Below are 25638 nucleotides of genomic sequence, written 5' to 3' on the forward strand. Positions count from 1 at the left end.
TCAGGAAAGCAGCGTTTTCGCCCGTTCCTGCAAGACCGGGAGCAATTCTTTCTCGAACCAGGGATTGCGCTTCAGCCAGCCGCTGTTGCGCCAGCTCGGATGCGGCAGCGGCAGCACGGCCGGCGATCGGTCGGACAGAAGACAGTCACGCCATGCTCGCACCGTCTCGGTCATATTGTCCCGCCTTTCACCGGCCATATGCCAGGCCTGCGCATATTGGCCGATGACCAGCACCAGTTCGATTTGCGGCATGGCTGAGATCACTCTTTGCCGCCAGAACGGCGCGCATTCGCGCCGCGGCGGCAGATCGGCGCCCTTGTCGTCATAGCCAGGAAAGCAGAAGCCCATGGGCACGATGGCGAATCGCCCGCGGTCGTAGAAGCTTGCCCTGTCAACACCAAGCCATGACCGCAACCGGTCGCCCGAGGCATCGTCGAATGGCAGGCCGCTCTCATGCACCCGAAGCCCCGGCGCCTGCCCGGCGATCAGGATGCGCGCGCTCGACGAGATCACCGCCACCGGCCGCGGCTCGTGCGGCAGCCGGTGTTCGGGGCCTTTCGCCGGTGCGTCACGACAGATCCGACAGGAGGCGATCTCCCGCCGGAGCGTCTCCAGCATGGCTTCGTCGGTCATGACTTTACTCCCATCCGACGATCTGCGCGATGAAGCGCAAGGCGCCGTCGAAACCAGACCTCTGGCGCGCATGATCGCGCACGTCGCGCGGCCGCTCGAAAGTTCCGGCCCAGAGGCCTGCCTTCCGAGCTCTCGCCTCGGCCTCCTCTTTGCCATAATCGCCATAGGAAATGGCCATGCCCTCGCGCACCATGGCGGCATTGATGTCGCCGCCTGCCCCGCTCCGGCAGATGACGAGCAGCCTGTCGTAGCGGTCACGCCGGCTGCCCTGACAGAGTGTTCCCGATGCCAGCACCATCTCCTGCAGCGCCGCGCGCGCCGCGTGCCCGCAGGCCCAGGCTTTCCCCGCCCGCTCGCAGCTCTGGTTGAGCTCCGGCGCATCGACGCCTTCGAGGCGCAGACGTTCGTCTCCCAATGTCAGACTGTCGCCGTCGGCAGCATGAAAGGCGCCGGTACGCTCGATTTTTGCTGCATCGTTGAGCTTGGCAGCAATCAGCGCCACGAGCGCCAGCAGAGCAAAAGCGGTCACGCCGTCGCGAATCAGGCGCAGGCCCCTTGTCACGCTTTCGCCTCCTTAAAAAACAAATCCTTGGCAAAGATGGCAAACATCTTCTTAAGAATTGTCGGTTAAGCTCTTATCCACCCTGGGATGAAGTTTCAACGTGCACATGAGTACCGGCGTAAGCACATCGACCGACAAGATCATCGTCGACAGGTCGCGCAGTCACCGCAACAAGGCCGTTTCCAAGGCCGTGCGGCAGACGCGCGAACGTCTTCAGTCCGGTCACGCGTCCAATTCCTCCTTCGATCTTGACGTGCTCAAGATGTATGTGGCGTCGGTGCTGCAGAGCGCGACGATCATGCCGCTCTTCGTCGTCATCATCACCGCGCTTGGCGTCTATTTCACCCAGAACACGCAATTGCTCTTCTGGGCGCTGCTGACGCTCACCTGTCACGCTGGCAATATCCTGCTCGCAAGGCGCGCGCGCCGGCAGGAGATTACCTCCGACAGCGCCCGCAAATGGCGCCGGCTGCTGCTCTCCGGCCAGTTCCTCCTCGGCTGCTGCTGGGCCGTCTTTGCGCTGCAGGGCTGCGACACCTGCGAGCCGTCGAGCTTCATTCTTTATAAGGGCGCGACGTTGCTGATTGCGCTCTCCGTCACGGCGATGTCGAACTTCATGCTGACGCCGGCCGTGCTCGCTGCCTTTTCACCTGCGGTCCTGGCACTCGCCGCCAAGAGCGGCCTGTCACGCGACCTCCTCGAGATCAGCCTGACCGGGGCCTTCACCACCACCCTTGTCTTCTTCAATTATATCAGCGATCGGCTCTTCAAGTCGAACCTCAGGATTCTCTCCTATCAGTCGGAGAAGGACGACCTGATCGCCGAGCTGGAAGTGGCGAAATCGATGTCGGACGAGGCTCGCCGCCGCGCTGAGGAGGCAAACCTCGCCAAGTCGCGCTTCCTTGCCTCCATGTCGCACGAGCTCAGGACCCCACTCAACGCCATCCTCGGCTTTTCCGAGGTGATGTCGGCCGAAGTCATGGGACCGCTCGCCAATCCGACCTACAAGGAATATGCCGGCGATATCCACCGCTCCGGCCAGCACTTGCTCGATCTCATCAACGAGATCCTCGACCTGTCGCGCATCGAGGCTGGCAAATACGAACTGAGCGAGGAGGCGATTTCGCTGCTCGATATCACCGAAGATTGCATCGGCATGGTCCAGCTGCGCGCCCGCGCCAAGAACATTGCCATTTCGGACCAGTTCGAGCGGCAGCTGCCGGCCATCTGGGCGGATGAGAAGTCGATGCGCCAGGTGGTTCTCAACCTACTCTCCAATGCCGTCAAGTTCACGCCGCAGGGCGGCGAGATCCACGTCAAGGTCGGCTGGACAGCTGGCGGCGGACAGTACATCTCGATCAAGGACAACGGCCCCGGTATTCCGGAAGAAGAGATTCCCGTCGTCCTGTCGGCCTTTGGCCAGGGCTCGATCGCCATCAAGAGCGCCGAACAGGGTACAGGCCTCGGCCTGCCGATCGTCCAGGCGATCCTTGCCAAACATGACGGACAGTTCCTGCTGAAATCGAAGCTGCGCGAGGGCACCGAAGTCATCGCCATCCTGCCCGCCAAGCGCGTGCTCCAGAGCCTGCCCGCCGTCGAGGAGGCTCAGGCCATCGCGCGCAAACGCAAAAGCTTTGCCTGATTCAGCTAAAGCATGATGCCGAAAAGCGTGAGCGGTTTTCGGGCAACGTCATGCTCCAATTTTTAGACCTGGATCCGGATGACTTCAGGCCGATCCAGTGTGAAATCATCAGGATCCGAAGAACAGGTGCTTGCCGAGGACGAAGCCGAGATAGAGGCTGCAGGCGGCGATCATGCAGGTCACCGCGAAGGAGCCGAGATCCTTGGCATGTTTGCCGACGATTGAAATCTCCGGCGAAATCCGGTCGATCACCTCTTCAACGGCGGTATTCATCGCCTCCATCGAAAAGAGCCCGAGAAACAGAAGCACCGCGACGACGATCTCGCCCGCAGTCGCTCCCACCAGCGCCAGCGCCGCGATCGAAACGACGAAGAAACCGAGTTCCTGGCGGAAGGCCGCCTCTTTCAGCACCCGCAAGAAGCCCGCCCAAGAGTAGCTGGCGGCGGCGATGAAATGCCGAAGTCCGCTCTCTTTCGTCACCGCAGGCTTCGTCAAGATGCCCTCTCCTCTTCCCGTTGCATCGCCGACCGGGAGAGGCTTTGCCGTCTCCTCTTTGATGAGCGAATACGCAAATACCGAATCCACTTGAGACGCGCAAGCGAACGCGTGCGGACCGGCGCCCACCGCGGCCTTAATGCTTATTCGACACACCGGCCTGGGCGAAGGTCGCCATGCCGGAATGACAGGCCGCAGCCGCCTTGACGATACCGGCGGCAAGCGCCGCACCGGTGCCTTCGCCGAGCCGCATGCCGAGCGCCAGAAGCGGCGTCTTGCCGAGCATCTCGATCGAGCGCAAATGTCCGGGCTCGCTGGAGACATGGCCGATCAGGCAGTGATCGAGCGCGGATGGATTGGCGGCTTTCAGGATCGCCGCCGCTGCGGTCGCGACATAACCGTCGATCAGCACCGGGATGCGCTCCATGCGGGCGGCAAGAATGGCGCCGGCCATCGCCGCGATCTCGCGGCCGCCGAGCCGGCGCATGATCTCGAGCGGATCGTCGAGATGGTCACCATGCAGTGCAACTGCCTTTTCCACCGCCGCGATCTTGCGCTCCAGCATCTCGCCTTCCGAACCGGTGCCGGGTCCCACCCAGTCGCGCGCCGAACCGCCGTAGAGCGCATAGTTGATCGCCGCCGCAATCGTCGTATTGCCGATGCCCATCTCGCCGATGCAAAGCAGGTCGGTGCCGCCGGCGATCGCCTCCATGCCGAAGGCCATGGTCGCGGCGCAATCGCGCTCGGAAAGCGCTGCTTCTTCGGTAATGTCGCCGGTGGGATAATCGAGCGCCAGGTCGAAGACTTTCAGCCCGAGATCATAGGCAACACAGATCTGGTTGATCGCAGCACCGCCGGCCGCGAAGTTCTCGACCATCTGTTGCGTCACCGTCGGCGGAAAGGGCGTGATGCCCTGTTTGGTGACACCGTGATTGCCGGCAAAGATCGCCACCAGCGGCCGATTGACGGCGGGTGTGCGGCCCGTCCAGGCTGCAAGCCAGAAGGCGATCTCCTCGAGCCGTCCGAGCGCGCCCGGCGGCTTGGTCAGTTGCGCGTCGCGTTCGCGGGCAGCCACCAGCGCGCGGGCATCCGGCCCCGGCAGGTCGCGGAGCAAGGTACGGAAATCGTCGAACGGCAGGCCTGAAACGCTCATTTGTGCGGTTTTCCTATGAATCCGGGTATTCTTGTTTTTTCCACGCAAATCAGCTTCCTTGCGGGTGGCAACTCTCTTAAAGCGGGCGGACGAGGCGAACAACTCCAAAAGCGCCGCCGCGACCATAAGCCGAGGCCTCCGGCCGGAACGAAGTAGAATGAAGATCAAGGATCATGCGGTCGATACCGCCCGCGCCGTCGCCTTCCTCAGCCGCATTCCCCTGCCGCAATCGCTGTTCAAAAGCTATGACGGCAGACTTGGCCGGCTGGTGCGCGCCTTTCCCCTCGCAGGCATCGTCATCGGCTTCGTCCCCGCACTCGCCCTGCTCCTGCTTTTGGGGCTGCGCGCCGATCCGCTGATGGCGGCCCTGATCGCGCTTTCCGTTCAGGTCATCGTGACCGGGGCGCTGCACGAGGACGGCCTGGCCGATGCGGCCGATGGCATTGGCGGCGGCAAGAGCCGCGAGCAGAGCCTCCTCATCATGAAGGACAGCCGGATCGGCACCTATGGCGCGATAGCGCTGATCCTCTCCTTCGCGATCCGCGCAGCCGCGCTTGCCGCTATCGCCGGCCATTCCTCGCCGCTAGCTGCCGCCCTTGCCATTCCCGCCGTTGCGGCACTCAGTCGCGGCGCCATCGCCTGGCACTGGCAACGGCTGCCGCCGGCAAAGGCCGATGGCGTAGCCGCTTCGACCGGCCAGCCGGACGAGGCGGCGATGCAGTTTGCGCTCGCCTCGGCCGGCCTCGTCGCAACGCTTCTGATCTGGCCGGCTTTCGGCCTGCGGCCGCTCATCGCAAGCCTGCTCGCCACCGGCATCGCAGGTCTTGCCTTCACCGCTTTCATCCGCCGCAAGCTTGCCGGCCACACCGGCGATACGCTGGGCGCGACGCAGCAGATTTGCGAGATCGCCACTCTTTGCGCCCTTGCCACGGCTCTTTGAAACTCCGATATATCCTTCATGCAAACACCCTGCATTCACCTCTGCACTCTCGTTTCAGCCACCGGATTTTGCGCCGGATGCGGCCGGACTCTTGAGGAAATCGGCAGCTGGACGAGCTACTCCGACACCGAGCGAAGACGGATCATGGCACTGCTGCCGCCAAGGCTCGCAAGCGCCGCCACGGTGTCGAACCATATGAAATCAAGCCTCGTCGCCGGGCCGGAGCGGCCTTTATGATTCGTTTGACCGTCTTCCTCGTCGTAATCGGCATCGGCCTTGCCGTGCTGATCGTCAACAATGACAACAGCCGCATCCTCGGCCTGCAGAGTGATGACTTCGGCCGTGTCGTCTACCTGCTGCCGATCGCGCTGATGCTATCGGCCGGCATCTGGGCGAGCCGGCGCAGCGTCGGCGAAACGATGCGCCAGATGATGATCTGGCTGGTCATCATCCTGGCGCTCGTGACCGTCTATCTCTATCGCCAGGAAGCACTCGGCGTCGGCAACAGGCTGCTCGCCGGCCTCGTTCCCGGCCGTGCCGTTGTCGTCACGACAAGCGAGGGCGGCCAGGAAATCATTCTGCACAAGCTGCTGAACGGCCATTTCGAAGCCGATGTCGTGGTCAATGGCCAGACGATCGAGATGCTCGTCGATACCGGCGCCAGCATGGTGGCGCTGTCGCGCGAAGATGCCGAAAGGATCGGCATCGACCTCTCCCGCCTCACCTATTCCATGACTGTCATGACCGCCAACGGCCGCGGCCGCGCAGCACCCGTCACCCTCGACCAGGTGGCGATCGGCCCGATCATCCGCAACAATGTCGCAGCCAGCGTCTCCGAGGATGGCCGGCTCGACCAGAGCCTGCTCGGCATGAGCTTCCTGGAAACGCTGGGCTCGCTGCAGATGCGGACCGACGAACTCCGCATGCGCGATTAATTCGGCTCCGCCGCTTTACGGCGACGACCGGGATCTGGCAGCTTGAGCCCAAGAACAACAGACCACAAAGAGCAAAAAGAAACTCCTGCCGCATAATTCCTTAAATCGGAATCGATTTACGGAATTATGCAACAATTCAAAGTGCTACAGCGTCCTTTGCGCGTCTGAAAAGACGCGCGGCGCTGTAGTCTGGTGGCACCGCATGTTCGACCGGCCTTCGCGCGAGGCGAGGCCTTCGACCCATGGGTGCGACAGGAGTTTCGCAATGAATTCACTCTGGCCGATCATCATCGGCGGCTTCTGCGAGAGACTTTGCTGCGGGGCTAGGCAAATAGATGGATGCGATTGCGAGGCATCCAAGCACACTGCTGCCGACCATCAGATTGCCCCATGACCGATAACGTCTTGCTGAGCAATCTTTCATATTGAAATTGCCGCACTTCCTGAGGGCCGGATCAGTTCCGCAGCCGGTAACCTGTCTTGAAGATCCAGGCGAGTGTTCCCAGGCAAATCACCAGAAACATCGTGATCATCGCCAGGCTGATCGCCGGATTGACATCGGCGATCCCGTAAAAACTCCAGCGGAAGCCGCTGACGAGATAGAGCACCGGGTTGAGGTGGCTGACCGCCTGCCAGAACGGCGGCAGCATGCTGACGGAATAGAAGCTGCCGCCGAGGAAGGTCAGCGGCGGCACGACCAGCATGGGAATGAGGTTCAGCTGCTCGAAATTACCGGCCCAGATGCCGATCATGAAGCCGAACAGGCTGAAGGTGATCGCCGTTAACAGGAAAAATAGGATCATCATGAAGGGATGCTCGATCCTGACATCAACGAAGAGATTGGCAGTCAGGAGGATGATGAAGCCGATGATCATGCCCTTGGTCGCCGCCGCCCCGACATAACCGAGCAGGATCTCAGTCATCGCCACCGGGGCCGAAAGCACCTCGTAGATCGTGCCGGTGAATTTCGGGAAATAGATGCCGAAGGAGCCGTTGCTGACGCACTGGCCGAGCAGCGTCAGCATGATCAAGCCGGGCGTGATAAAGGCGCCGTAGGACACGCCCTCCACCTCCTGAATACGTGATCCCACAGCGGCACCGAAGACGATGAAATAGAGCGAAGTTGAGATCACGGGCGAGATGACGCTCTGCAGAAGCGTGCGGCGCGTGCGCGCCATCTCGAAGAAATAGATGGATTTGACGGCCTCAACGTTCATTTGCTCGCTCCCACCAGCGCCACGAAGATGTCCTCAAGCGAGCTTTGCCGCGTCGAGAGATCCTTGAAATGGATATTGTTCTCGCCGAGCCGGGTCAGCAGAGCCGCAATGCTTTCCTGCTCGTCGTCAGTGTCGAAATCATAGGTCAGGCGGTTGCCGTCTGCCTCCAGCGTCAGTCCATTGCCGGCAAAACAATCCGGCAGTCGGTCGAGCGGTTCTGTGAGATCGAGGATGAGCTGCTTGCGGCCGAGCTTGGCCATCAACGCCGCCTTCTCTTCCACGAGCAGCAATTCGCCGCCATTGATGACGCCGACGCGGTCAGCGATTTCCTCGGCCTCTTCGATATAATGGGTGGTCAGGATGATGGTGACGCCGGAGGCCCGAAGCTCTTCGACGACATGCCACATGTCCTTGCGCAGCGTCACGTCGACGCCGGCGGTCGGCTCGTCGAGGAAAAGAATATCCGGCTCATGGGATAGCGCCTTGGCGATCAGCACCCGCCGCTTCATGCCGCCTGAGAGCTGGCGCAGCATATTGTCCTTCTTGTCCCAGAGCGAGAGCGCGCGCAGCACCTTCTCGATATGGGCAGGATTGGCTTTCTTGCCGTGCAGACCGCGCGAAAAGCTCACCGTATTGAACACCGTTTCGAACTGATCGGTCGTCAGCTCCTGCGGCACCAGCCCGATCATCCCGCGGGTGGTGCGGAAATCCTTCACGACGTCGGAGCCGGCGACCAGTACCCGGCCGCCGCTCGGATTGGCGATGCCGCAAATGATCGAGATCAGCGTCGTCTTGCCGGCACCGTTCGGCCCGAGCAGCGCCAGAATCTCACCCTTTTCGACGTCGAGGTTGATGCCCTTCAGGGCCTCGAACCCATTGGCATAGGTCTTGGTGAGGTTCTGAACGGAAATGATGGGGGTCATACAGGACTCTTGTGGATTCTCGGAGGTTACTTCGGCCCGCTATATAGTCCCTTTGTAACGCTTTAACATCCTTAAGCCTATGAACACTGCATTCGCGCGCTGCCAACACAGTTGGCCCGCCGAAGCGGTTGGCCGGCGAAAGAAAGGCAGCGACCGGCTTCAGATGTCATCATCCGGTGATCTTCGTGCCCGATAAGAGAGCCGAGGTCAGCACCGGCATCCGCCCCGCCGCCCACCCCTTTGCGGAGCCGTCTCCGGGTGTTCTCGTTGCGCCCCATTTTTGCTGCCTCGGCATGTAGTGAGAGTTATTGTTCAGTCACGAAGTGCTTGGAACCGGCCAGTATCCCCTGTTCAGCCGCGTTCGTCTTAGCCGGCCTTGCGCCGGCTTTCTTTTTTTGTTCAGCACCTCGTTCTTTCCGTGGTCCACCGCGGGTGAATGCAACAGGGGGCGCGCCTCACAGCTCGTCGTAATTGAACCAGTCAAAATCCGCGATCTTCGCCCGGCCTGACGTATCGAAGGCAAACACGCCGGCGAAAGCGCCGGTGAAGGAGCCATGTTCGCCGCGTCCGCCCTCGTCTGAGATCACACCGGCGTCGAGGACCGGACCGATCGGCTGCCAAGCGCCCTTGCCTTCGGTCTGCCAGAAGAATTGCAGGTCGTTCTCGCGGATTTCCATGGCGAGCTGGACACGGCCCTCGGCGGCAATCGCCACGCCGCTTTCGGCGGGAAAGCTCAGGCGTCCGTTCGGGTAGTCGCCGTTGCAGGAGAGGATCGTCACACAGCGACCGAGTGTTTCGTGCAGCGTCACGGCGACGGCGTGGAATTTGTGACGGTTGTAGTAATGCGTCAGCCCCGCCACCTGCTGGTAGGTGTCGGGCGAGAATTCGATCACGGTCTCGGCACGGAAACTGTGATGCTCTTGGCGGCGGGCAACCAGCGACTGTTCGAACCAGGAGCCGATGCTTTCGCGCGCAATCAGGCGCAGATGGCCGGGACGATCCGTCAGGTTGAAGATGCGCGCGGGCTCTGGCGTCCGCAGCCATTGGAAATCGGCGGGCAGCGTGCCGCCATCGAAGCTGTATTCGCTGCGCATCGGCTTTTCCACCGGCACCGCGCCAAAGAGGCCCGGCACATCGACATCGGGCACTGAGGTGCCGTTTTCAAGATAGAGCCAGTCATCGTCGCGCCAGACGCATTTCTGTAAGGACGTCTCGCGCCCCAGCGTACAGCGCCGTTTCGGTGGCAGCGGCCGGCCGCAAAGATGGGTGTGATAGGCCTCCCCCTCCGGCGTCTCGACATATTGGCCATGCCCTGCTCGCTGCAGCACTGCGCCCGGATGATCCTTGGAGGTGATGAGATGCATGTTCGGATGCATCTCATAGGGCCCATCGATATCACGCGACCGCGCCATGGTGACGGCGTGGTCGTAGCCGGTGCCGCCCTCGGCGGTGGTCAGGTAATACCAACCGTTGCGCTTGAAGAGATGCGGTCCTTCGACGAGGCCGAGCGGGCTGCCGGCGAAGATGTTCTTGATCGGACCCTTCAGCGCCTTTGTCGCCGGATCCCATTCCTGCAGCAGGATGCCGTCAAAGGCCGGCGATTTCGGCGAGCCGCCATAGCTTTCGGTGCGGTGGTTCCACTGCATGTTGACGAACCATTTCCGGCCGTCATCGTCGTGGAAGAGCGAGGGATCGAAGCCGGAGGAATTGACATAGACCGGCTCGGACCAATCGGCCTCGATCGTAGGTGCCGTGACGATGTAGTTCGGCGCATCCTTGAAATTGCCGTCGTAGCGTTTGACGTCGGTATAGACCAGCCAGAACTGCCCGTCGGCATAGGACAGGCACGGCGCCCAAATGCCGCAGCTATCCGGATTGCCGCGCATGTCGAGCTGTGATCGCCGCTCCAGCGGCCGGCGCACCAGCGTCCAGTTCACCAGGTCGCGCGAATGGTGGATCTGCACGCCGGGATACCATTCGAAGGTCGAGGTGGCGATGTAATAATCCGCACCGACGCGGCAGATCGACGGATCGGGGTTGAACCCGGGCAGGATGGGGTTGCGGATCATGACAGGGTCTCCTCCGACCAGCGGTGCTTTTTGCTGTACGTACGTCAGATTATAGCAGAAAAAGGCCTGGAAGACTTGCCTCCGGGCCTGAGATGACTAGTCGCGTTCGGCCGACTTGGCCCAGAGGTTAATGTCGGCCTCGCGGGCATAAACGTCGATCTCGGCAAGTTCCTCGACGCTGAAATCGAGATTGTCGAGCGCCTTGACGCAATCGACGATCTGCGACGAGCGGCTGGCGCCGATCAGCGCCGAGGTCACGCGGCCGCCGCGCAGTACCCAGGCGATCGCCATCTGCGCCAGCGTCTGGCCGCGCCTTTCGGCGATCTCGTTGAGCTTGCGGATATTGTCGATGATCGAGGGGCGGATGTAGTCGCGCTTGAGAAAGTGGTTCTGCGCCGCGCGGCTGTCTTCGGGAATGCCGCCGAGATATTTCGTTGTCAGCATGCCCTGGGCAAGCGGCGAGAAGACGATCGAGCCCATGCCGATCTCATCCAGCGTATCGAGCAGCCTGTCGTCCTCGACCCAGCGGTTGAGCATCGAATAGCTCGGCTGGTGGATCAGGCACGGCGTACCAAGCTCCTTGAGGATTGCGGCGGCTTCTCGCGAGCGCTGCGAATTGTAGGAGGAAATGCCGACATAGAGCGCTCGGCCGGAACGGACGATATGATCGAGCGCGCCGCAGGTTTCTTCCAGCGGCGTTTCCGGGTCGAAGCGGTGCGAATAGAAGATGTCGACATAATCGAGGCCCATCCGCTTCAGGCTCTGGTCGCAGGAGGCGATCAGATACTTGCGGCTGCCCCATTCGCCGTAAGGGCCAGGCCACATGTCGTAGCCGGCCTTGGATGATATGATCAACTCGTCGCGAAGCCCGACGAATTCGGTGCGCAGGATTTCGCCGAAGGCAGTTTCGGCACTGCCGGGCGGCGGGCCGTAATTGTTGGCGAGGTCGAAATGGGTGATGCCGAGGTCGAAGGCCGTGCGGCACATGTCGATCTTTCGGTCATGCGGCGTGTCGCCGCCGAAATTGTGCCAGAGGCCGAGCGAGACGGCCGGCAGCTTCAGGCCGGAACGGCCCGTGCGGTTATATTTCATTTTCGAATAGCGGTCTGCGGCCGGTTGCCAGCTCATCTGAATGTCTCCTCAACTTATAAAAATTGCTTCTCTTTCGTATCCGCCTAGAGCGGCGGTCGAAAGCTAAAAACGTCGCCGCCCTCATGTCAGGCCAAGCGCGCCGGCACTATTGGATCAAGCGCATCCGTACGGCAAGCATATGGCGCGTGTTCTCGACGACTTCGCATACTGACATTGCCTGATGGCAGGCCCTGCCCTCAAACACCGTCATCCTCGGGCTTGTCCCGAGGATCTGCCGCGCCATCAGTAGATCCTCGGGACAAGCCCGAGGATGACGACACTAGCGTGGTGCCATGATGATCCGGGACCGGCTTTAGCCAAGCCCAAATCAAGCCTCACCTTACTTCAAAAGCGCCTGCGCTTCTTCGATGCCGAGGGCGGCCGGCTGCGTGCAGGTCGTGGTCAGGTCGATGAAACGGCCCTCTTCGCCCGATTTCAGGATCGATGTCATGACGTCGACGCCGTGCAGCGTGCGGTCGAGCGAGCAGCGCGCATCGCGGCCCTCGATCAACGACATCGCCATGTCGGCCAAGCCGGCGGTGCGGTAGTTGGCGCGCGATCCGCTCGGGTTTTCCTGATTGATCTTGCCGAATGGATGCTCCCAGGCATCGAGCGGCTTGATGTCCTTGTCACGGCCGCTTGCCTCGACCACGCCGCCGAAGAAGTTCGGATCCGGCACGTAGAGCGAACCGTCGGTGCCGTAGAGCTCCATATTGGCATGGCGGTGCGACCAGACGTCCCAGCTCGCCGTCAGCGTCACCGTGGCGCCGTTGACGAATTCGAGCAGCGCCTGGATCGTCGTCGGCGTCTTGACTGGGATGATCTCGCCATTGCGCGGCGCGCTGGTGATCGTGCGGGTGGGCGACGCCATCGAGGTCATGCCGCCGACCCGCTTCACCGGTCCGATCAGGTTGATCAGATTGGCGATGTAATAAGGGCCGAGATCGAGGATCGGGCCACCGCCCGCCAGGAAGAAGAAATCCGGGTTCGGATGCCACATTTCCATGCCGGGGCTCATCACGTAACAGGCGCCCGAGGTCACCCGGCCGATGCCGCCGTCGTCGATGAACTTGCGGGCGAGCTGATGGGCGCCGCCGAGGAACGTGTCGGGGGCGCAGCCGACGGCGAGGTTCTTCTGCTTGGCGATGCGACGAAGCTCCTCGCCCTCTTCGAGCGAAAGCACCAGCGGCTTTTCGGAATAGACGTGTTTTCCGGCCTCGAGGATCGCCTTCGATACCCGGAAATGCGCATCCGGGATCGTCAGGTTGACAACGACGTCGATCTCGTCATTGACGAGAAGCTCGTCGATCGTCTGCGCTTTGACGCCATATTCCTCGGCCCGCGCCTCGGCCGCCTGCACGTTGATATCGGCGCAGGCGAGCACCTTCAACCCCTTGAAGAGCGGTGCCAGCGAGAAATAAGTGGTGGAGATGTTGCCGCATCCGATGATGCCGACGCCAAGTTCCTTGGTCATGATGAAGCCTCAGTAGGTCTGGAAGGATGCGATCGAGCGGCTGATGTTGCGATCGATGTCATTCGGGTTATCGTGTTCGACGACGTAGTGCTTGGCCTTGGTGGCACGCAACGCCGTCATCAGCCTGGCCCACTCGACCTTGCCGTGACCGACATCGGCCCAGCCGCTCTCATCCGTCGCCTCGCCAGCCGGCGCGATGTCCTTGACGTGCACGGCGGTGATGCGGGACCCAAGCTTCTCGATCCAGGCGAAGGGGTCGGCGCCGCCGCGGATGACCCAGGCAATGTCGGCTTCCCAGGAAATATCGGGCGCGCCTTCGAAGATGTGCTCGATCGGCCGCGAGCCGTCCTGCAGCTTGAAGAATTCGAAATCATGATTGTGCCAGCCGAATTCGTAGCCGGCAGCCTTATAAGGCTTGCTGATCTCCTGCAGGCGCTTGCCGAAGGCGACCCAGCCCGCAGCGTCGGACGGGCGTTCCTCGGCCGCCAGATGTGGCGCATAGATCGAATCCATGCCGAGGATCTTGGCAATATCAAGCGACTTCTCGACTTCCTTCTCCAGAAAATCAGGGCTGAAATGGCCGGTCGCCATGACCAAGCCATTCTTGTCGAGATCGGCGCGAAGGCTCTTCAGCCCGGCATCGTCGAGATCGGCATAGATGCCGCCGAAGCCTTCGACTTCGGCATAGCCAGCCTTGCCGAGCTTTTCGAAAATCACAGAATAGGGCTGGAAGTTGCGGGCGCTATAGAGCTGGTAGCTGAGTTTCGTCATCATGTTCTCCTTGGGCCTCGTGCCCATTCTTGCAAGATCAATCCGCCGACTGGCAGGAATACAGGTCGTAGAACCGGAACTCCGGAAGCGCGCCACGATCAAGCGGCCGTGCCGGGGTAAAGGTGATGCGGCGGCTCTCGCCGGCCGCAAGATCGAAGGCGTTGTCGGAATATTTGCCGTCGGTCTCGGTTTCGATCATCACGAAAAGCGCAAGTCCACTAGCGGTGACGTTGATGTCGACGGAACCATTCTCCTCGACATATTCGTGGGTAACTGTCAGGCCCGAGGGCTCCAGCTCCAGCGCCTTGTATGTGCCGTTGACGTAATGCCCCTCGCCGCCCGTACCGTTCGACGCGGTGAAGTGCCAGGCAAGCAGCGTTCCCTCGGGAATATCGGAGACGTCAATGCTCGTGGCAGTGACGGCCGCATCCGGCGAACACACAGCCTGCACGTCCTTCAGGTGCCGGCGTTCGCCCTTTACCGTCAGAATCGAGACTGCAAGATCAACGCTGACATCGGCAAGCGTATCATTGACCAGCGAGAGGCGGATCGTCTCTCCGTCATCGGAAGGAATGGCAGCGCCCGCGACCGGCTGGAAGAAGCGCTTGACGAGGTAGTGCATCGCCTTCCAGCGGCCGCCGTAATCGAGGCTCGACCAGGAGGCCACCGGCCAGGTGTCGTTGAGCTGCCAGTAGATCGTACCCATGCAATGGGGTTTGAGCGACCGCCAGTATTCCACCGCCGTCTTGATCGCCAGCCCCTGCTGGATCTGGGACAGATAGACGAAGTTCGGAAAATCCTTGGGGAAGCGGAAATAACGGAACATCGTGGCGGCGATGCGCTCGTTGCCGCCGGCATTCTTCTGGTGCAGCTCCATGACGGGGGAAGCGACGTTCATGTCCTTCTCCTCGGCATAGGTCCTGATCACAGGCAGCGAGGTATAGGACTGGAAGCCGAATTCCGAGCAGAAGCGCGGACGCACCGAACGGTAATTGTCGAACGACTTGTTCTCGTGCCAGACCGACCAGTAATGCATGTCGCCGGAACCGTCGGCATGCCAGGCATCGCCGAAATCGAGATAGCCGGACGCCGGGCTCGACGGCCACCAGCGCGCGCCGGGCAGCGCCTTCTTCACGGCCTGCTCGATCGTGCGGTTGAGCCGATCATAGGAGACGAGATAGCGGTCGCGGTCCTTCCTCGATTCCTCGAACCAGGTCAGCGCCCCGACCAGCTCGTTGTCCCCGCACCAGAGCGCGATCGACGGATGCGAGGAAAGCCGGCGCACTTGGTAATCGACCTCGATCGTTACATTGTCGAGGAAGTCCTCGGTCGAGGGGTAGAGGTTGCAGGCGAACATGAAGTCCTGCCAGACCATGAGGCCTAGCCGGTCGCAGAGATCGTAGAAATGATCCTGCTCGTAGAAGCCGCCGCCCCAGACGCGGATCATGTTCATATTGGCGGCTTTGGCCGATTGCAGCAGATCCTCGGTCTTCTCAGGTGAAGACAGCGAAAACAGCGCGTCGGCCGGGATCCAGTTGGCGCCGCGGCAGAAAATCTCGCGGCCGTTGACCTTGAAGGCGAAGCGGCTGCCTGACGCATCCGGCGTGGTGATCAGTTCGATGGTGCGAAGGCCGATCTGCTTGGTCACCTCATCCGTCGGCAATTCGACGGAAAGCCTGTAGAGCGCCTGCTCGCCGCTGCCGGAGGGCCACCAGAGGCGCGGATTGTCGATATGGAAGAGGTGGTTGACATGGGTCTCGCCATTGACGCCGACATCCAGGCGCACGCGCTCGCCGTCGAGCTCGAAATAGACCTGGGCAATGTCTGGTCCCTTGGAAAATAGCGTCGCCGTCACCTTGAGGTCCACCGAACCGTCATTATTGTGGGTCTGGCGGGTGACCACATGTTCGATGCGCGCGGTTTCGAGCTTCTTCAGCGCGATCGTCCCATAAAGGCCGAGCGGGGCAATGGCGATGTTCCAGTCCCAGCCGAAATGGCATTGCGGCTTGCGCAGCATGTTGCCGTCGGGGATTGGCGAATTACCGGTGCTGTAGGGAATGTAGAAGGGCTGCTGTTTCTGTCGCGCGGCGCCGACGGCGATGTTGGAGGCAAAGACGATGCGGATGCTGTTGTCGCCTGATTTCAGCATGCTGGAGACATCGGGCCGGTAGCGGCGGAAGCTGTTATCGGCTTCGAGCGCCAGGAAGCCGTTGACGTGGACGCTGGCGACCGTGTCGAGATAGTCGATATCGAGATACCAGTCGCCCTCGACCTCAGGAAGCGTGAAGCTGCGCTCGACAGCCCATTCGCGTTCCGCGACCCACTGCACCTTTTCCTCGTTGCGGCCGAAATAGGGATCGGGGATCAGTCCTGCCCGGTGCAGCGCCGTATGCACGTCACCCGGCAGCATGATCGCGGTGCGGATCTCGCCGTCGACGGAGGCGAGCTGCCACGAACCGGAAAGGTCGATGTTGGGAGTAGTTGATCGATGCGTCACGATATCGCTTCCGATTTATGATTTTGAAAGAGACGGCGCTTGGTCGTCGTCCGCTAGCTGTTGTTCGGCAGGGTCCGGTGGATGACTGAGGTTCCGGCTTGGCTCCCCGCTTCTCCCCAGCGGGGGTCCGGAGGACGGGTCGAGACCCGCGGCTCGACCCTGGTCGGTGGCCCGAAGGGTCGGATGAGGGGGCCATACGGCACACCCTTCATTGCCCTTCGCTTCCGCTCAGTGCATTCGCTCCTGTCGTCGCTCACCCCCTCAACCGCCTGCCGGCACCTTCTCCCCGCTGGGGAGAAGAGATGTGTAGCAGAGCCTCGGTCCCCTTTTTCTCCGCCGGAGCCAGGGGATCGGACAGGAGCGGTGGGAGGCCCGACGGCCAATTAAATCCTGTCCTCCGTTTCGGCGTCGAAGACCGAGGCGACCGTCATGTCGAAGCTGAGCTTCACCTTGGCTCCGACGTTGAAGCGGCGTGCGCCGTTGACACGTACCGACATCGTGTGACCGGCGTGTTTCAGCCACAGCAGATTGTCCGCGCCCATCGGCTCCTCGATATCGACGGTGGCGTCATGTTCTTCGCCGCCGGTATTCTCGTTGACCTTGATGTGTTCTGGACGAACGCCGAGCACCACTTTGCGGCCGGGCTGCAGCATCTCGCTGGCGTCGTAGGCAGCGAGCGAGAAAATGACGCCGTTGGCTGAAAAGGCAATGCCGCCGCCTGATTTGACCAGCTCGCCGTGCAGGAAATTCATCGACGGCGAGCCGATGAAACCGGCGACGAACAGATTGCGCGGCCTGTTGTAGATCGTCGTCGGATCGTCGAGCTGCTGAATGATGCCGCTCTTCATGATGGCGATACGGTCGGCGAGCGTCAGCGCCTCGATCTGGTCGTGGGTGACGTAGATCATCGTGTTCTTCAGCGACTGGTGCAGGCGCTTGATTTCGACGCGCAGCTCCGAGCGGAGTTTGGCGTCGAGATTGGACAGCGGCTCATCGAACAGGAAGACGTCGACATCGCGCACCAGTGCCCGGCCGATCGCCACACGCTGGCGCTGGCCGCCGGAAAGCTCGGCCGGCTTGCGCTTCAGCAGCGGCTGAATCTGCAGAATTTCGGAGGCACGCGCCACCCGCTTGTCGATCTCTGCCTGCGGAACCTTGGCAACGCGAAGACCGAAGGACAGGTTCTTCTCGACGGTCATCTGCGGATAGAGCGCATAGGACTGGAACACCATGCCGATGCCGCGGTCCTTAGGCTCTTCCCAGGTAACGTTCTTGCCCTTGATGAAGATCTGCCCTTCCGAGGCATCGAGCAGGCCGGCGATGCAATTCAGCAAGGTCGACTTGCCGCAGCCGGACGAGCCGAGCAGCACGAGAAATTCGCCGTCATTGATGTCGAGGTTGAGATCCTTCAGCACGCTCACCGCACCGAAGTTCAGGGACAGATCCTTGATGGAGACGCTTGCATTCACATTCATGAGATCAACCCTTCACTGCGCCGGCGGCGATGCCGCGGACGAACAGCCGTCCCGACACGAAGTAGACGATGAGCGGCACGAGACCCGTCAGGATCGTTGCCGCCATGTTGACGTTGTATTCCTTCACGCCCTGGACGGAATTGACGATGTTGTTGAGCTGCACGGTCATCGGATAAGTATCCGGCCGGGTGAAGACCACGCCGAACAGGAAGTCGTTCCAGATGCCGGTCACCTGCAGGATCATCGCAACGACGAAGATCGGCAGCGACATCGGTAGCATGATCCGCAGGAAGATCTGCCAGAAGCCCGCCCCGTCGACACGCGCCGCCTTGAACAGTTCCTCCGGCAGCGACACGAAATAATTGCGGAAGAGCAGCGTCAGGATCGGCATACCGAAGATCGAATGCACGATGACGAGGCCGGTCAGTGTGCCGTAGATGCCGATTTCACGCAGGATGATGACGATTGGATAGATCATCACCTGATAGGGAATAAATGCCCCGATAATGAGGATCGAGAAGAAAAGCTCAGAGCCTCTGAAGCGCCAATTTGCCAGCGCGTAGCCGTTCACCGAGGCGATCCCGATCGAGATGATGACCGACGGCACCGTGATGCGCACCGAATTCCAGAAACCGCGCGACAGGCCATCGCAGTTGAGGCCGGTGCAGGCCTGCGCCCAGGCTTTCACCCAGGGTTCGAAGGTGATCTCCACCGGCGGCGAAAAGATGTTGCCGAGCCGGATTTCCGGCATGCCCTTCAGCGAAGTCACTACCATCACATAGAGCGGCAGCAGGTAGTAAAGCGCTGCAACGATCAGCGTGCCGTAGAGCATGATGTTGCGCGCCGACAGCGCCGGGCGTGGCCGGGGGCCGCTGGGGCCTTCGCCGAGTTTTGGTGCAACGGCGTCCATCCCGGCAACAACCGTGTTGAGCGTTTCTATATCAGCCACGTTTGCGCCCTCCGCCGAATTCCAGATAAGCCCATGGAACGATGATGATCGCGACAGTGACGAGCATCATCGTCGAGGCGGCAAAGCCCTGCCCCAGGTTCTGCGCCTGGAACATGTAGTCGTAGACATATTTCGCCGGCACCTCCGAAGAGATGCCCGGTCCGCCCGATGTCTGCGCGACCACGAGGTCGTAGACCTTGACGATGCCGGAGGCGATGATCACGATCGTCGTGATAAAGACCGGCCGCATCATCGGGATCACGATGAAGAGATAGGTCCTCCACATCGGAATGCCGTCCACGCGCGCCGCTTTCCAGATGTCCTCGTCGATCCCACGCAAGCCGGCAAGCATCAGGCACATGACGAGACCCGTTCCCTGCCACAGCGCCGCGATCAGAATGCCGTAGATGACGATTTCAGGCGTATAGAGCGGATTGAAGGTGAAACTCGTCCACCCGATCGAGCGGACCACCGCCTGAATGCCGAAATCGGGGTTCAGAACCCATTGCCAGACGAGGCCCGTCACGATGAAGGACAGCGCGAAGGGATAGAGAAAGATGGTGCGAAAGGTGTTTTCGAAGCGGATTTTCTGGTCCATCAGCGCGGCGAGCATGAAACCGATGACCAGGCTGAAGATCAGCGAGAGGATGCCGTAGACAGCCAGATTCTCGATCGCCGTCACCCAGCGGGGTGCCGCCCAGAGGCGCTGGTACTGATCGAAGCCGACAAAGCTCAACCGCGGAAGGAGCTTGGAATTGGTGAAAGAATAAAAGACCGTCCAAAACGTGCCACCGACAAAGATCACCAGCGCTGTCAGGATCATCGGGATAGACGCAATCTTGGCATTCAGATTGCGCAGCAACTTGTTTGGCCGGCCTGCTCGCGCTTGACCCGTCATAAACACTTCTCCTCAATCGCAACTGCGACAACTAACAGAACGGCAAGGCGCCGCCTGTCGTCTCCACCTCTGAGACCTGCTGAAGATATCAGAGAGACGCCGCCGCCCGCCGGACCATCACCGACCGTCCGGAACGATCCGGCTCCTATGGGAGCCGGACCGCAAGGGCAGCGAATCTGCTGATCAGTCAGCAGAAGCGATGATCCCGGCGAAACGCTTCTGGGCGTCTTCCGGCGTCATCGACGGATTGGCGAAGAATTCGGAGAAAAGGTCTTCCTTCTGCTTCTGGCTGTCGGCCGAAAGTAGCTGGTCGGTGCCTTGGATCACGTTGCCCTTGGCCAGGATGTCGAGACCCTTCTTCATGCAGTCGTTGGCGGCAGCGAGATCGACGTCGCCGCGAACCGGCAGCGAACCCTTTTTCAGGTTAAAGGCAACCTGGGTCTTCGGATCGAGCAGGGTCTTGGCAAGCACGGCCTGCGCCTTGGACTTTTCTTCGTCCTTCAGCAGCGGGAAGTAGAAGGCGTCGCCGCCAGTCGAGATGATCTCGTTCACGCCGAGGCCCGGCAGGCAGGTATAGTCGGTACCGGCTTTCTGACCGGCGAGCGCGAACTCACCCTGCGCCCAGTCGCCCATGATCTGGCCGCCGGCCTTGCCTGTGATGACAAGGTTGGTGGCCTGGTTCCAATCCTGGACGTTGCTGCCTTTGGCCATGCGCCGAGCGTCGTCGGCCGCCTTGAACACCTTGGCGATTTCGGGACCGGCGGCAACTTTCGCATCCTTGTCCTTGAAGACCTTGTTGAAGGTGTCCTTGCCGGCGACCGCAACCATCAGCACGTCGAAGGCGCCTGTCGCCTGCCACGGCTGACCGCCGACGGCGAGCGGAATGATGCCGGCCTTTTCGAGAGCCGGAGCCGCAGCGACGAACTCATCCCAGTTCTTCGGAACTTCGACGCCGGCCTTCTTGAAGGCGGCGTTCGAAAGCCACAGCCACTGCCAGGAGTGGATGTTGACGGGAGCGCAGTAGATCTTGCCGTCGATGGTGCAGGAATCGAGCAGGCTCGACGGACGAATGATATCCTTCCAGTGCTCGGCGGTCGCCACATCGGTCAGGTCGCGCATCAGGCCGGCCTGAACGAGTTCCTCGGCCTGGCGGCCATGGTTGAACTGAGTGGCGCCCATCGGATCGCCGCCTGTGATGCGGCTGATCATGATCGGACGGGCAGTGCCGCCGGAACCGGCGATAGCACCGTCGACCCAGTGGTTGCCGGTGGCGTCGAATGCCTTTGCCAGCTCGGCGACGGCAGCGGATTCACCGCCCGAAGTCCACCAGTGCGTGACTTCGAGATCGGTGGCGTTGGCGGCGCCGAACGGAAGCGCGACCGAGGCGGCAAGCACGGCCGCCAATATACGGATTTTCATGAGTTCTCCTCCCTCACTGAAACGTTGCCGGAAAAACTTAGATCAATCGATTTCTCCACGCAACTGCCCGCACGCAAATTTTTCCGCGATAACGCGAAATGCTACTTCTGCCTGTTTCCATCAGAAGCTCCGCATCCGCTGAAGCGATATTCAGTCGGCCGTTCTCGCACATGCACTTTCAATTTATCTATTTGAATTTGAATAGTATTTTTTTGTAATAGATTTAGCTGCACGATACAGCCTCTTCGCAATCGCAAAAAAACAGAGCGCGAATTGCCGATTCAACCTATGCGTATCATGCTGCAATGCACACAACAAAAAGCACTCGACATTTCTACTGTATCGTTACAGATTGCATTCCTCAGGGAGGTGCGATTTTGGCATGCGGCGGGCTTACGACGCTGGAAAAAGCCTCTATAAGCGTCACCAATTCGCGCAGGACGGCCTAAAGGGATGGAAAACAAGGGAAATTTTGGGAACGCGGCATCGACGCCGGCAGCGCGCGAGCGCCCGACGTTGAAGACGATCGCCTTCATGACCGGCCTTGGCGTGACGACGGTGTCGCGCGCGCTGAAGGATGCGCCGGATATTGGGGCGGAAACCAAGGAGCGAGTGCGCATGGTCGCCCGCCAGCTCGGCTACCAGCCGAACAGGGCAGGTGTGCGCCTGCGCACCGGCAAGACCAACGTCATCGCCCTCGTTCTCAGCATCGACGAGGAGATCATGGGCTTCTCGAGCCAGATGGTCTTCGGCATCTCCGAGGTGCTATCCGGCACGCCCTATCATATCGTCATCACGCCCCATTCCCACAGCAAGGACCCGATGCTGCCGGTGCGCTATATCCTCGATACCGGCTCGGCGGACGGCGTCATCATCTCGCGTATCGAGCCGGACGATCCGCGCGTGCGGCTGCTGACGGAGCGCGGCATGCCCTTTGCCACGCATGGGCGCACCGATGCGGGCTTGACGCACCCCTTCCACGATTTCGACAACGAGGCCTTCGCCCACCAGGCGGTGGAAAAGCTCGTCAAGCGCGGCCGGCGCCGCATTGCCCTGCTGCAGCCGCCGAGCAAGCTCACCTACTACGCCCATATCCGCATCGGCTTCCAGACCGGCCTGCATGATTATGGCGCCGAGGAAGTGCCGCTGCGCGTCAACACCGACGCACCGCTCGCCGACATCCGCGACATCGTCGAGGTGATGATGCGCTCGGCCAACGCCCCCGACGGCATCGTCTGTTCGGCCGGCAGTGCTGCAATCGCCGTCAATGCCGGCATCGAGGCCGCCGGCAAGGCGCTCGGCCGCGATCTCGACATGGTTTCCAAGCAATCGGTTCCGATCCTGAACTGGATCCGCCCCGAGATCATCACCGCCCAGGAAGACGTGCGCCAAGCCGGCCGCGAAATGGCCAAAGCCGTCATTGCCCGCATCGACGGCGTCGAACCGGAACTGCTGCAGAGCGTAAGCCAGCCGACCTGGCCGGAGAGCGGCAGGTAGGCGGTCGGTTGAGGGAACGGATCGTCGGGCGCAAATCCCGACGATCGGCTTTGGATCATCACAGGTCGTCGACGACGAAATTCACCAGTCGCCCCGGGACCAGAACTTCCTTAACCACCGTTTTGCCGTCGAGCAAGGCCATGACGGAAGGTTCGGATCGCGCCGCTGCAAGCAGCGCCTCGCCGAGATCGGCGGCGGCTTCGAAGCGGTGGCGAACCTTGCCGTTGATCTGCACGACATATTCGCGGGTCTCCATCTCGATCATTGCAGGATCGAAGGTGGGCCAGGAAACCCATGTCAGTGTTTCCCCGTGACCAAGCTTGCTCCATAACTCCTCCGCAATGTGAGGCGCAAAGGGTGCGAGCAACAGCACGAATGTCTCCACCACTTCGCGCGGACGCACTGCTTCCGCCGTCAGTGCGTTGGCCAGTTCCATCAGCCGGGAAATCGCGGTATTGAACCGAATTGCTTCGATATCCGCCGTCACGGACTTCACCGTCTGGTGGCGCAAGCGAAGAAGCTGCGGGCTGGGGGCCGCCTCCAGCACCACTGGAGACAATCCGTCGCTCTCGTCGCAGACAATACGCCAGGCACGCTCCAGAAACCGACGCACGCCGATCAAGCCAGCGGTCTGCCAGGGTTTTGCCGCGTCCAGAGGTCCCATGAACATCTCGTACAGGCGCAAGGCGTCGGCCCCAAACTGATGGACGACATCGTCTGGATTAACAACGTTCAGCTGCGACTTCGACATCTTCTCGACGGCGCGCTGCACCTCGACCGGCCCAGCGAACCATCTACCCTCCTCGCCGACGACGGAAGACGGCTCGTAATACCGGCCCGCCGCGTCGCGGTAGGAATGAGCAAGGATCATGCCTTGGTTGAACAGCCGCTGGAACGGCTCTTCCGTCGAAACGACGCCGATGTCGTAGAGCACCTTATGCCAGAAGCGGGCATAGAGCAGATGCAGGACCGCGTGTTCGGCGCCGCCGACATAGAGATCGACCGGCATCCAATAGCGCTCGGCCTCGCGCCCGACGGGTTCGCTGGCGTTTTCCGGATCGAGGAATCTGAGATAATACCAACAGGACCCCGCCCATTGCGGCATCGTGTTGGTCTCCCGCCGTGCCCGAATGTCGGTGCCCGGCACGATCGTTTCGACCCAGGCCGGCGCACGGGCAAGCGGCGGTTCGCCATCCGGCGTCGGAGCGTAGTCGTCCAGTTCAGGCGGCAGCAGCGGCAGGCATTCCTCGGGCAGCGGCATCACCGAGCCGTCCGCCAGATGCAGCACCGGGATCGGCTCGCCCCAGTAGCGCTGGCGGGAGAACAGCCAGTCACGCAGGCGATAGGTGACCTTAGGCCAGCCTGCGCCGCTCGCCTGCATCCAAGCGATCATCGCTTTCCTAGCCTCCGGCGAGGCCAGACCATTCACGAAGCCGGAATTGACCATCCTCCCCTCGCCCTCAAACGCCGTCTTTTCGATATCGTCGGCACTGTCGATCACGCGAATGATCGGCAGGCCCTGCGCGCAGGCAAAAGCGTGGTCGCGCGCCTCATGAGCCGGCACCGCCATCAGGGCGCCGGTGCCGTAGCCAGCCAGCACGTAATCGGCCACCCAAACCGGCAGCCGGGCTCCGCTGGCAGGGTTGATCGCATAGGCGCCGGTGAAGACGCCCGTTTTCTCGCGCCCGGCATCGGCCCGCGCCGTCTCTTCCAATCCTTCGGCCTCGGCAATATAGGCGGCCACCGCCTCGCGCATTTCCGGCGTGACGATGGCGGCAACTGCCGGATGTTCCGGCGCGAGCACGATATAGCTTGCTCCGAACAGGGTCTCGGGGCGCGTCGTGAAGACGGTGATGACCTCTTTGCCGTGCTCGAGCGGAAACCGGATTTCGGCGCCCTCGGAGCGTCCGATCCAGTTGCGCTGCATGGTTTTCAGGTTTTCGGGCCAGTCGAGGCCGTCCAGTCCCTGCAGCAGCCGATCGGCATAGGCCGTGATGCGCAGCATCCACTGGCGCATCCTGCGGCGGATGACGGGATCGCCGGTCTCGACGTAACGCCCGTCCTTGACCTCCTCGTCGGCGAGCACCGCGTTCTGGGCCGGGCACCAGTTGACCGCGACCTCGGCTTGATAGGCGAGCCCCTTCTCGAACAGCTTCAGGAAGATCCACTGCGTCCAACGCACATAAGCGGGGTCGGTCGTCGCGAACTCGCGGCTCCAGTCATAGGAGAAACCCAACCTCTGCACCTGCCCGCGAAACGTCTCGATATTGCGCTTCGTCGATATCGGGATGCACACCAGTCCGCATCGCGTGGCGCTCCGCCGGCAGGCCGAAACTGTCCCATCCCATCGGATGCAAGACATTGAAGCCGCGCATGCGTTTGTAGCGGCACGTTATATCAGTGGCCGTATAGCCGAGAGGATGGCCGACATGCAGGCCCGCACCGGAAGGATATGGGAACATGTCGAGTGCGTAGAATTTCGGTCTGGCCGGATCGATTTCCGCTCGGAAGATATGGTGGTCGGCCCAATAGGCCTGCCACTCCGGTTCGATCGTGTTGGGATCATAAGGCATGCATCACTCCTGGCGCCGGCCGGCTTTGCGGCGGCATGTCCTGAAAATGGAGGCGTTCTTTGGTTCAGGAGCAGCTACGGCTGCCGGTGCTCCGGTGACGTCCGGCAGCCGCGGCTAAGTCGAATCGCGTGCGGAGTTGCGACGCAGGACGTCCGCACGAAAACAGCGCGATGTGGCTTTGATCTGGTGTTCATGGGCGGTGGCTCAAGGCAAATAAAGAGAAAGCAAACGACACTGTTAACCCGGCTCCGATCAGGAAGCCGCTGTGGTAAGTCGTGCGTCGCGTGCGCGAACGTCTGCTGCTTGAGTTGCCATAACCATGAACCAAGAGTGCCCGATATGATCGCTTCTGCCAAGAGGGCATTCGCGCGAAATCAGGATCTGT

General features: G+C 61.3%; 20 protein-coding genes and 1 pseudogene. 5 read left to right on the plus strand and 16 right to left on the minus strand.

Annotated features, from left to right (window positions below; all coding sequences use genetic code 11):
- A complete protein-coding gene (locus ACIPSK_RS10905) occupies positions 1–633 on the minus strand; it encodes a uracil-DNA glycosylase family protein (protein WP_017964626.1) in 633 nt (210 codons plus the stop codon).
- Positions 634–637: 4 nt separating this feature from the next.
- Positions 638–1195 carry a thermonuclease family protein gene (locus ACIPSK_RS10910; protein ID WP_162117701.1) on the minus strand — a complete coding sequence of 186 codons (558 nt, stop codon included), beginning with the start codon at positions 1193–1195 and terminating at the stop codon, positions 638–640.
- Positions 1196–1301: 106 nt separating this feature from the next.
- Here ACIPSK_RS10910 and ACIPSK_RS10915 point away from each other — a divergent pair, with 106 nt between their 5' ends.
- On the plus strand, positions 1302–2837 hold the full coding sequence (locus ACIPSK_RS10915) for a sensor histidine kinase (protein WP_162117700.1): 1536 nt from the start codon (positions 1302–1304) through the stop codon (positions 2835–2837).
- Positions 2838–2945: 108 nt separating this feature from the next.
- On the opposite strand, the gene ACIPSK_RS10920 is transcribed toward ACIPSK_RS10915, so the two are convergent.
- Both ACIPSK_RS10920 and cobT read right to left on the minus strand, forming a co-directional pair.
- Positions 2946–3332 (minus strand): diacylglycerol kinase, encoded by a 387-nt coding sequence (locus tag ACIPSK_RS10920; RefSeq protein WP_026154182.1) that lies wholly within the window; start codon positions 3330–3332, stop codon positions 2946–2948.
- 136 nt (positions 3333–3468) lie between these two features.
- Complete coding sequence (gene cobT, locus ACIPSK_RS10925) at positions 3469–4485, minus strand: nicotinate-nucleotide--dimethylbenzimidazole phosphoribosyltransferase (RefSeq protein WP_017964630.1); 1017 nt, start codon at positions 4483–4485, stop codon at positions 3469–3471.
- A 157-nt stretch (positions 4486–4642) separates the two neighbouring features.
- Between cobT and ACIPSK_RS10930 the strand changes: the two genes are divergently transcribed.
- From ACIPSK_RS10930 to ACIPSK_RS10940, 3 genes are read left to right on the plus strand one after another with little or no spacing between them, the layout of a single operon-like run.
- The gene (locus ACIPSK_RS10930; protein ID WP_162117699.1) at positions 4643–5425 is read left to right on the plus strand and encodes an adenosylcobinamide-GDP ribazoletransferase; all 783 of its coding nucleotides are present in this window, start codon (positions 4643–4645) and stop codon (positions 5423–5425) included.
- Positions 5426–5443: 18 nt separating this feature from the next.
- Positions 5444–5662, plus strand: a complete 219-nt coding sequence (locus tag ACIPSK_RS10935) for a DUF1289 domain-containing protein (RefSeq protein ID WP_162117698.1) — start codon at positions 5444–5446, stop codon at positions 5660–5662.
- Complete coding sequence (locus ACIPSK_RS10940) at positions 5659–6360, plus strand: TIGR02281 family clan AA aspartic protease (RefSeq protein ID WP_162117697.1); 702 nt, start codon at positions 5659–5661, stop codon at positions 6358–6360. Before ACIPSK_RS10935 ends, ACIPSK_RS10940 begins: the two co-directional genes overlap by 4 nt.
- A gap of 455 nt (positions 6361–6815) precedes the next feature.
- On the opposite strand, the gene ACIPSK_RS10945 is transcribed toward ACIPSK_RS10940, so the two are convergent.
- The 11 genes from ACIPSK_RS10945 to ACIPSK_RS10995 all read right to left on the minus strand — a co-directional run bounded on the left by ACIPSK_RS10945 (position 6816) and on the right by ACIPSK_RS10995 (position 21183).
- Positions 6816–7577, minus strand: a complete 762-nt coding sequence (locus ACIPSK_RS10945) for an ABC transporter permease (RefSeq protein WP_162117696.1) — start codon at positions 7575–7577, stop codon at positions 6816–6818.
- Positions 7574–8500: an ABC transporter ATP-binding protein gene (locus ACIPSK_RS10950; protein WP_162117695.1), complete on the minus strand. Its 927-nt coding sequence runs from the start codon at positions 8498–8500 to the stop codon at positions 7574–7576. The genes ACIPSK_RS10945 and ACIPSK_RS10950 overlap by 4 nt, the downstream gene beginning before the upstream one ends.
- A 455-nt stretch (positions 8501–8955) precedes the next feature.
- Positions 8956–10569 carry a glycoside hydrolase family 43 protein gene (locus ACIPSK_RS10955; protein ID WP_017964637.1) on the minus strand — a complete coding sequence of 538 codons (1614 nt, stop codon included), beginning with the start codon at positions 10567–10569 and terminating at the stop codon, positions 8956–8958.
- 96 nt (positions 10570–10665) lie between these two features.
- On the minus strand, positions 10666–11697 hold the full coding sequence (gene mgrA / locus ACIPSK_RS10960) for an L-glyceraldehyde 3-phosphate reductase (protein ID WP_162117694.1): 1032 nt from the start codon (positions 11695–11697) through the stop codon (positions 10666–10668).
- Between the two features lie 343 nt (positions 11698–12040).
- Complete coding sequence (locus tag ACIPSK_RS10965) at positions 12041–13174, minus strand: Gfo/Idh/MocA family protein (RefSeq protein WP_162117693.1); 1134 nt, start codon at positions 13172–13174, stop codon at positions 12041–12043.
- A gap of 9 nt (positions 13175–13183) precedes the next feature.
- Entirely contained in the window at positions 13184–13945 is a 762-nt protein-coding gene (locus ACIPSK_RS10970) for a sugar phosphate isomerase/epimerase family protein (protein ID WP_162117692.1), read from the minus strand.
- Positions 13946–13982: 37 nt separating this feature from the next.
- On the minus strand, positions 13983–16442 hold the full coding sequence (locus ACIPSK_RS10975) for a glycosyl hydrolase 2 galactose-binding domain-containing protein (RefSeq protein ID WP_162117691.1): 2460 nt from the start codon (positions 16440–16442) through the stop codon (positions 13983–13985).
- Positions 16443–16825: 383 nt separating this feature from the next.
- Positions 16826–17917, minus strand: a complete 1092-nt coding sequence (locus ACIPSK_RS10980; protein WP_162117690.1) for an ABC transporter ATP-binding protein — start codon at positions 17915–17917, stop codon at positions 16826–16828.
- Positions 17918–17921: 4 nt separating this feature from the next.
- Positions 17922–18866, minus strand: coding sequence for a carbohydrate ABC transporter permease (locus tag ACIPSK_RS10985; protein WP_162117689.1), 945 nt, complete (start codon positions 18864–18866; stop codon positions 17922–17924).
- Entirely contained in the window at positions 18859–19764 is a 906-nt protein-coding gene (locus ACIPSK_RS10990) for a carbohydrate ABC transporter permease (protein ID WP_017964644.1), read from the minus strand. Before ACIPSK_RS10990 ends, ACIPSK_RS10985 begins: the two co-directional genes overlap by 8 nt.
- Before the next feature lie 183 nt (positions 19765–19947).
- Entirely contained in the window at positions 19948–21183 is a 1236-nt protein-coding gene (locus ACIPSK_RS10995) for an ABC transporter substrate-binding protein (RefSeq protein WP_017964645.1), read from the minus strand.
- A gap of 453 nt (positions 21184–21636) precedes the next feature.
- On the opposite strand from ACIPSK_RS10995, the gene ACIPSK_RS11000 reads away from it, so the two are divergent.
- The gene (locus tag ACIPSK_RS11000; protein WP_162117688.1) at positions 21637–22680 is read left to right on the plus strand and encodes a LacI family transcriptional regulator; all 1044 of its coding nucleotides are present in this window, start codon (positions 21637–21639) and stop codon (positions 22678–22680) included.
- 58 nt (positions 22681–22738) lie between these two features.
- Here ACIPSK_RS11000 and leuS read toward each other — a convergent pair.
- Positions 22739–25253 (minus strand): annotated as a pseudogene (gene leuS, locus ACIPSK_RS11005) (leucine--tRNA ligase).
- Between the last annotated feature and the right edge of the window lie 385 nt (positions 25254–25638).

The sequence above is a fragment of the Rhizobium sp. LARHSG275 genome (assembly GCF_052871115.1).

Excerpts from the sequence above, each read along its gene's own strand:
- ACIPSK_RS10905 (WP_017964626.1), bottom strand. The coding sequence starts at position 633 with ATGACCGACGAAGCCATGCTGGAGACGCTCCGGCGGGAGATCGCCTCC.
- ACIPSK_RS10915 (WP_162117700.1), top strand. The coding sequence starts at position 1,302 with ATGAGTACCGGCGTAAGCACATCGACCGACAAGATCATCGTCGACAGG.
- cobT (WP_017964630.1), bottom strand. The coding sequence starts at position 4,485 with ATGAGCGTTTCAGGCCTGCCGTTCGACGATTTCCGTACCTTGCTCCGC.
- ACIPSK_RS10930 (WP_162117699.1), top strand. The coding sequence starts at position 4,643 with ATGAAGATCAAGGATCATGCGGTCGATACCGCCCGCGCCGTCGCCTTC.
- ACIPSK_RS10935 (WP_162117698.1), top strand. The coding sequence starts at position 5,444 with ATGCAAACACCCTGCATTCACCTCTGCACTCTCGTTTCAGCCACCGGA.
- ACIPSK_RS10940 (WP_162117697.1), top strand. The coding sequence starts at position 5,659 with ATGATTCGTTTGACCGTCTTCCTCGTCGTAATCGGCATCGGCCTTGCC.
- ACIPSK_RS10945 (WP_162117696.1), bottom strand. The coding sequence starts at position 7,577 with ATGAACGTTGAGGCCGTCAAATCCATCTATTTCTTCGAGATGGCGCGC.
- ACIPSK_RS10950 (WP_162117695.1), bottom strand. The coding sequence starts at position 8,500 with ATGACCCCCATCATTTCCGTTCAGAACCTCACCAAGACCTATGCCAAT.
- ACIPSK_RS10955 (WP_017964637.1), bottom strand. The coding sequence starts at position 10,569 with ATGATCCGCAACCCCATCCTGCCCGGGTTCAACCCCGATCCGTCGATC.
- mgrA (WP_162117694.1), bottom strand. The coding sequence starts at position 11,697 with ATGAGCTGGCAACCGGCCGCAGACCGCTATTCGAAAATGAAATATAAC.
- ACIPSK_RS10965 (WP_162117693.1), bottom strand. The coding sequence starts at position 13,174 with ATGACCAAGGAACTTGGCGTCGGCATCATCGGATGCGGCAACATCTCC.
- ACIPSK_RS10970 (WP_162117692.1), bottom strand. The coding sequence starts at position 13,945 with ATGACGAAACTCAGCTACCAGCTCTATAGCGCCCGCAACTTCCAGCCC.
- ACIPSK_RS10980 (WP_162117690.1), bottom strand. The coding sequence starts at position 17,917 with ATGAATGTGAATGCAAGCGTCTCCATCAAGGATCTGTCCCTGAACTTC.
- ACIPSK_RS10990 (WP_017964644.1), bottom strand. The coding sequence starts at position 19,764 with ATGACGGGTCAAGCGCGAGCAGGCCGGCCAAACAAGTTGCTGCGCAAT.
- ACIPSK_RS10995 (WP_017964645.1), bottom strand. The coding sequence starts at position 21,183 with ATGAAAATCCGTATATTGGCGGCCGTGCTTGCCGCCTCGGTCGCGCTT.
- ACIPSK_RS11000 (WP_162117688.1), top strand. The coding sequence starts at position 21,637 with ATGGAAAACAAGGGAAATTTTGGGAACGCGGCATCGACGCCGGCAGCG.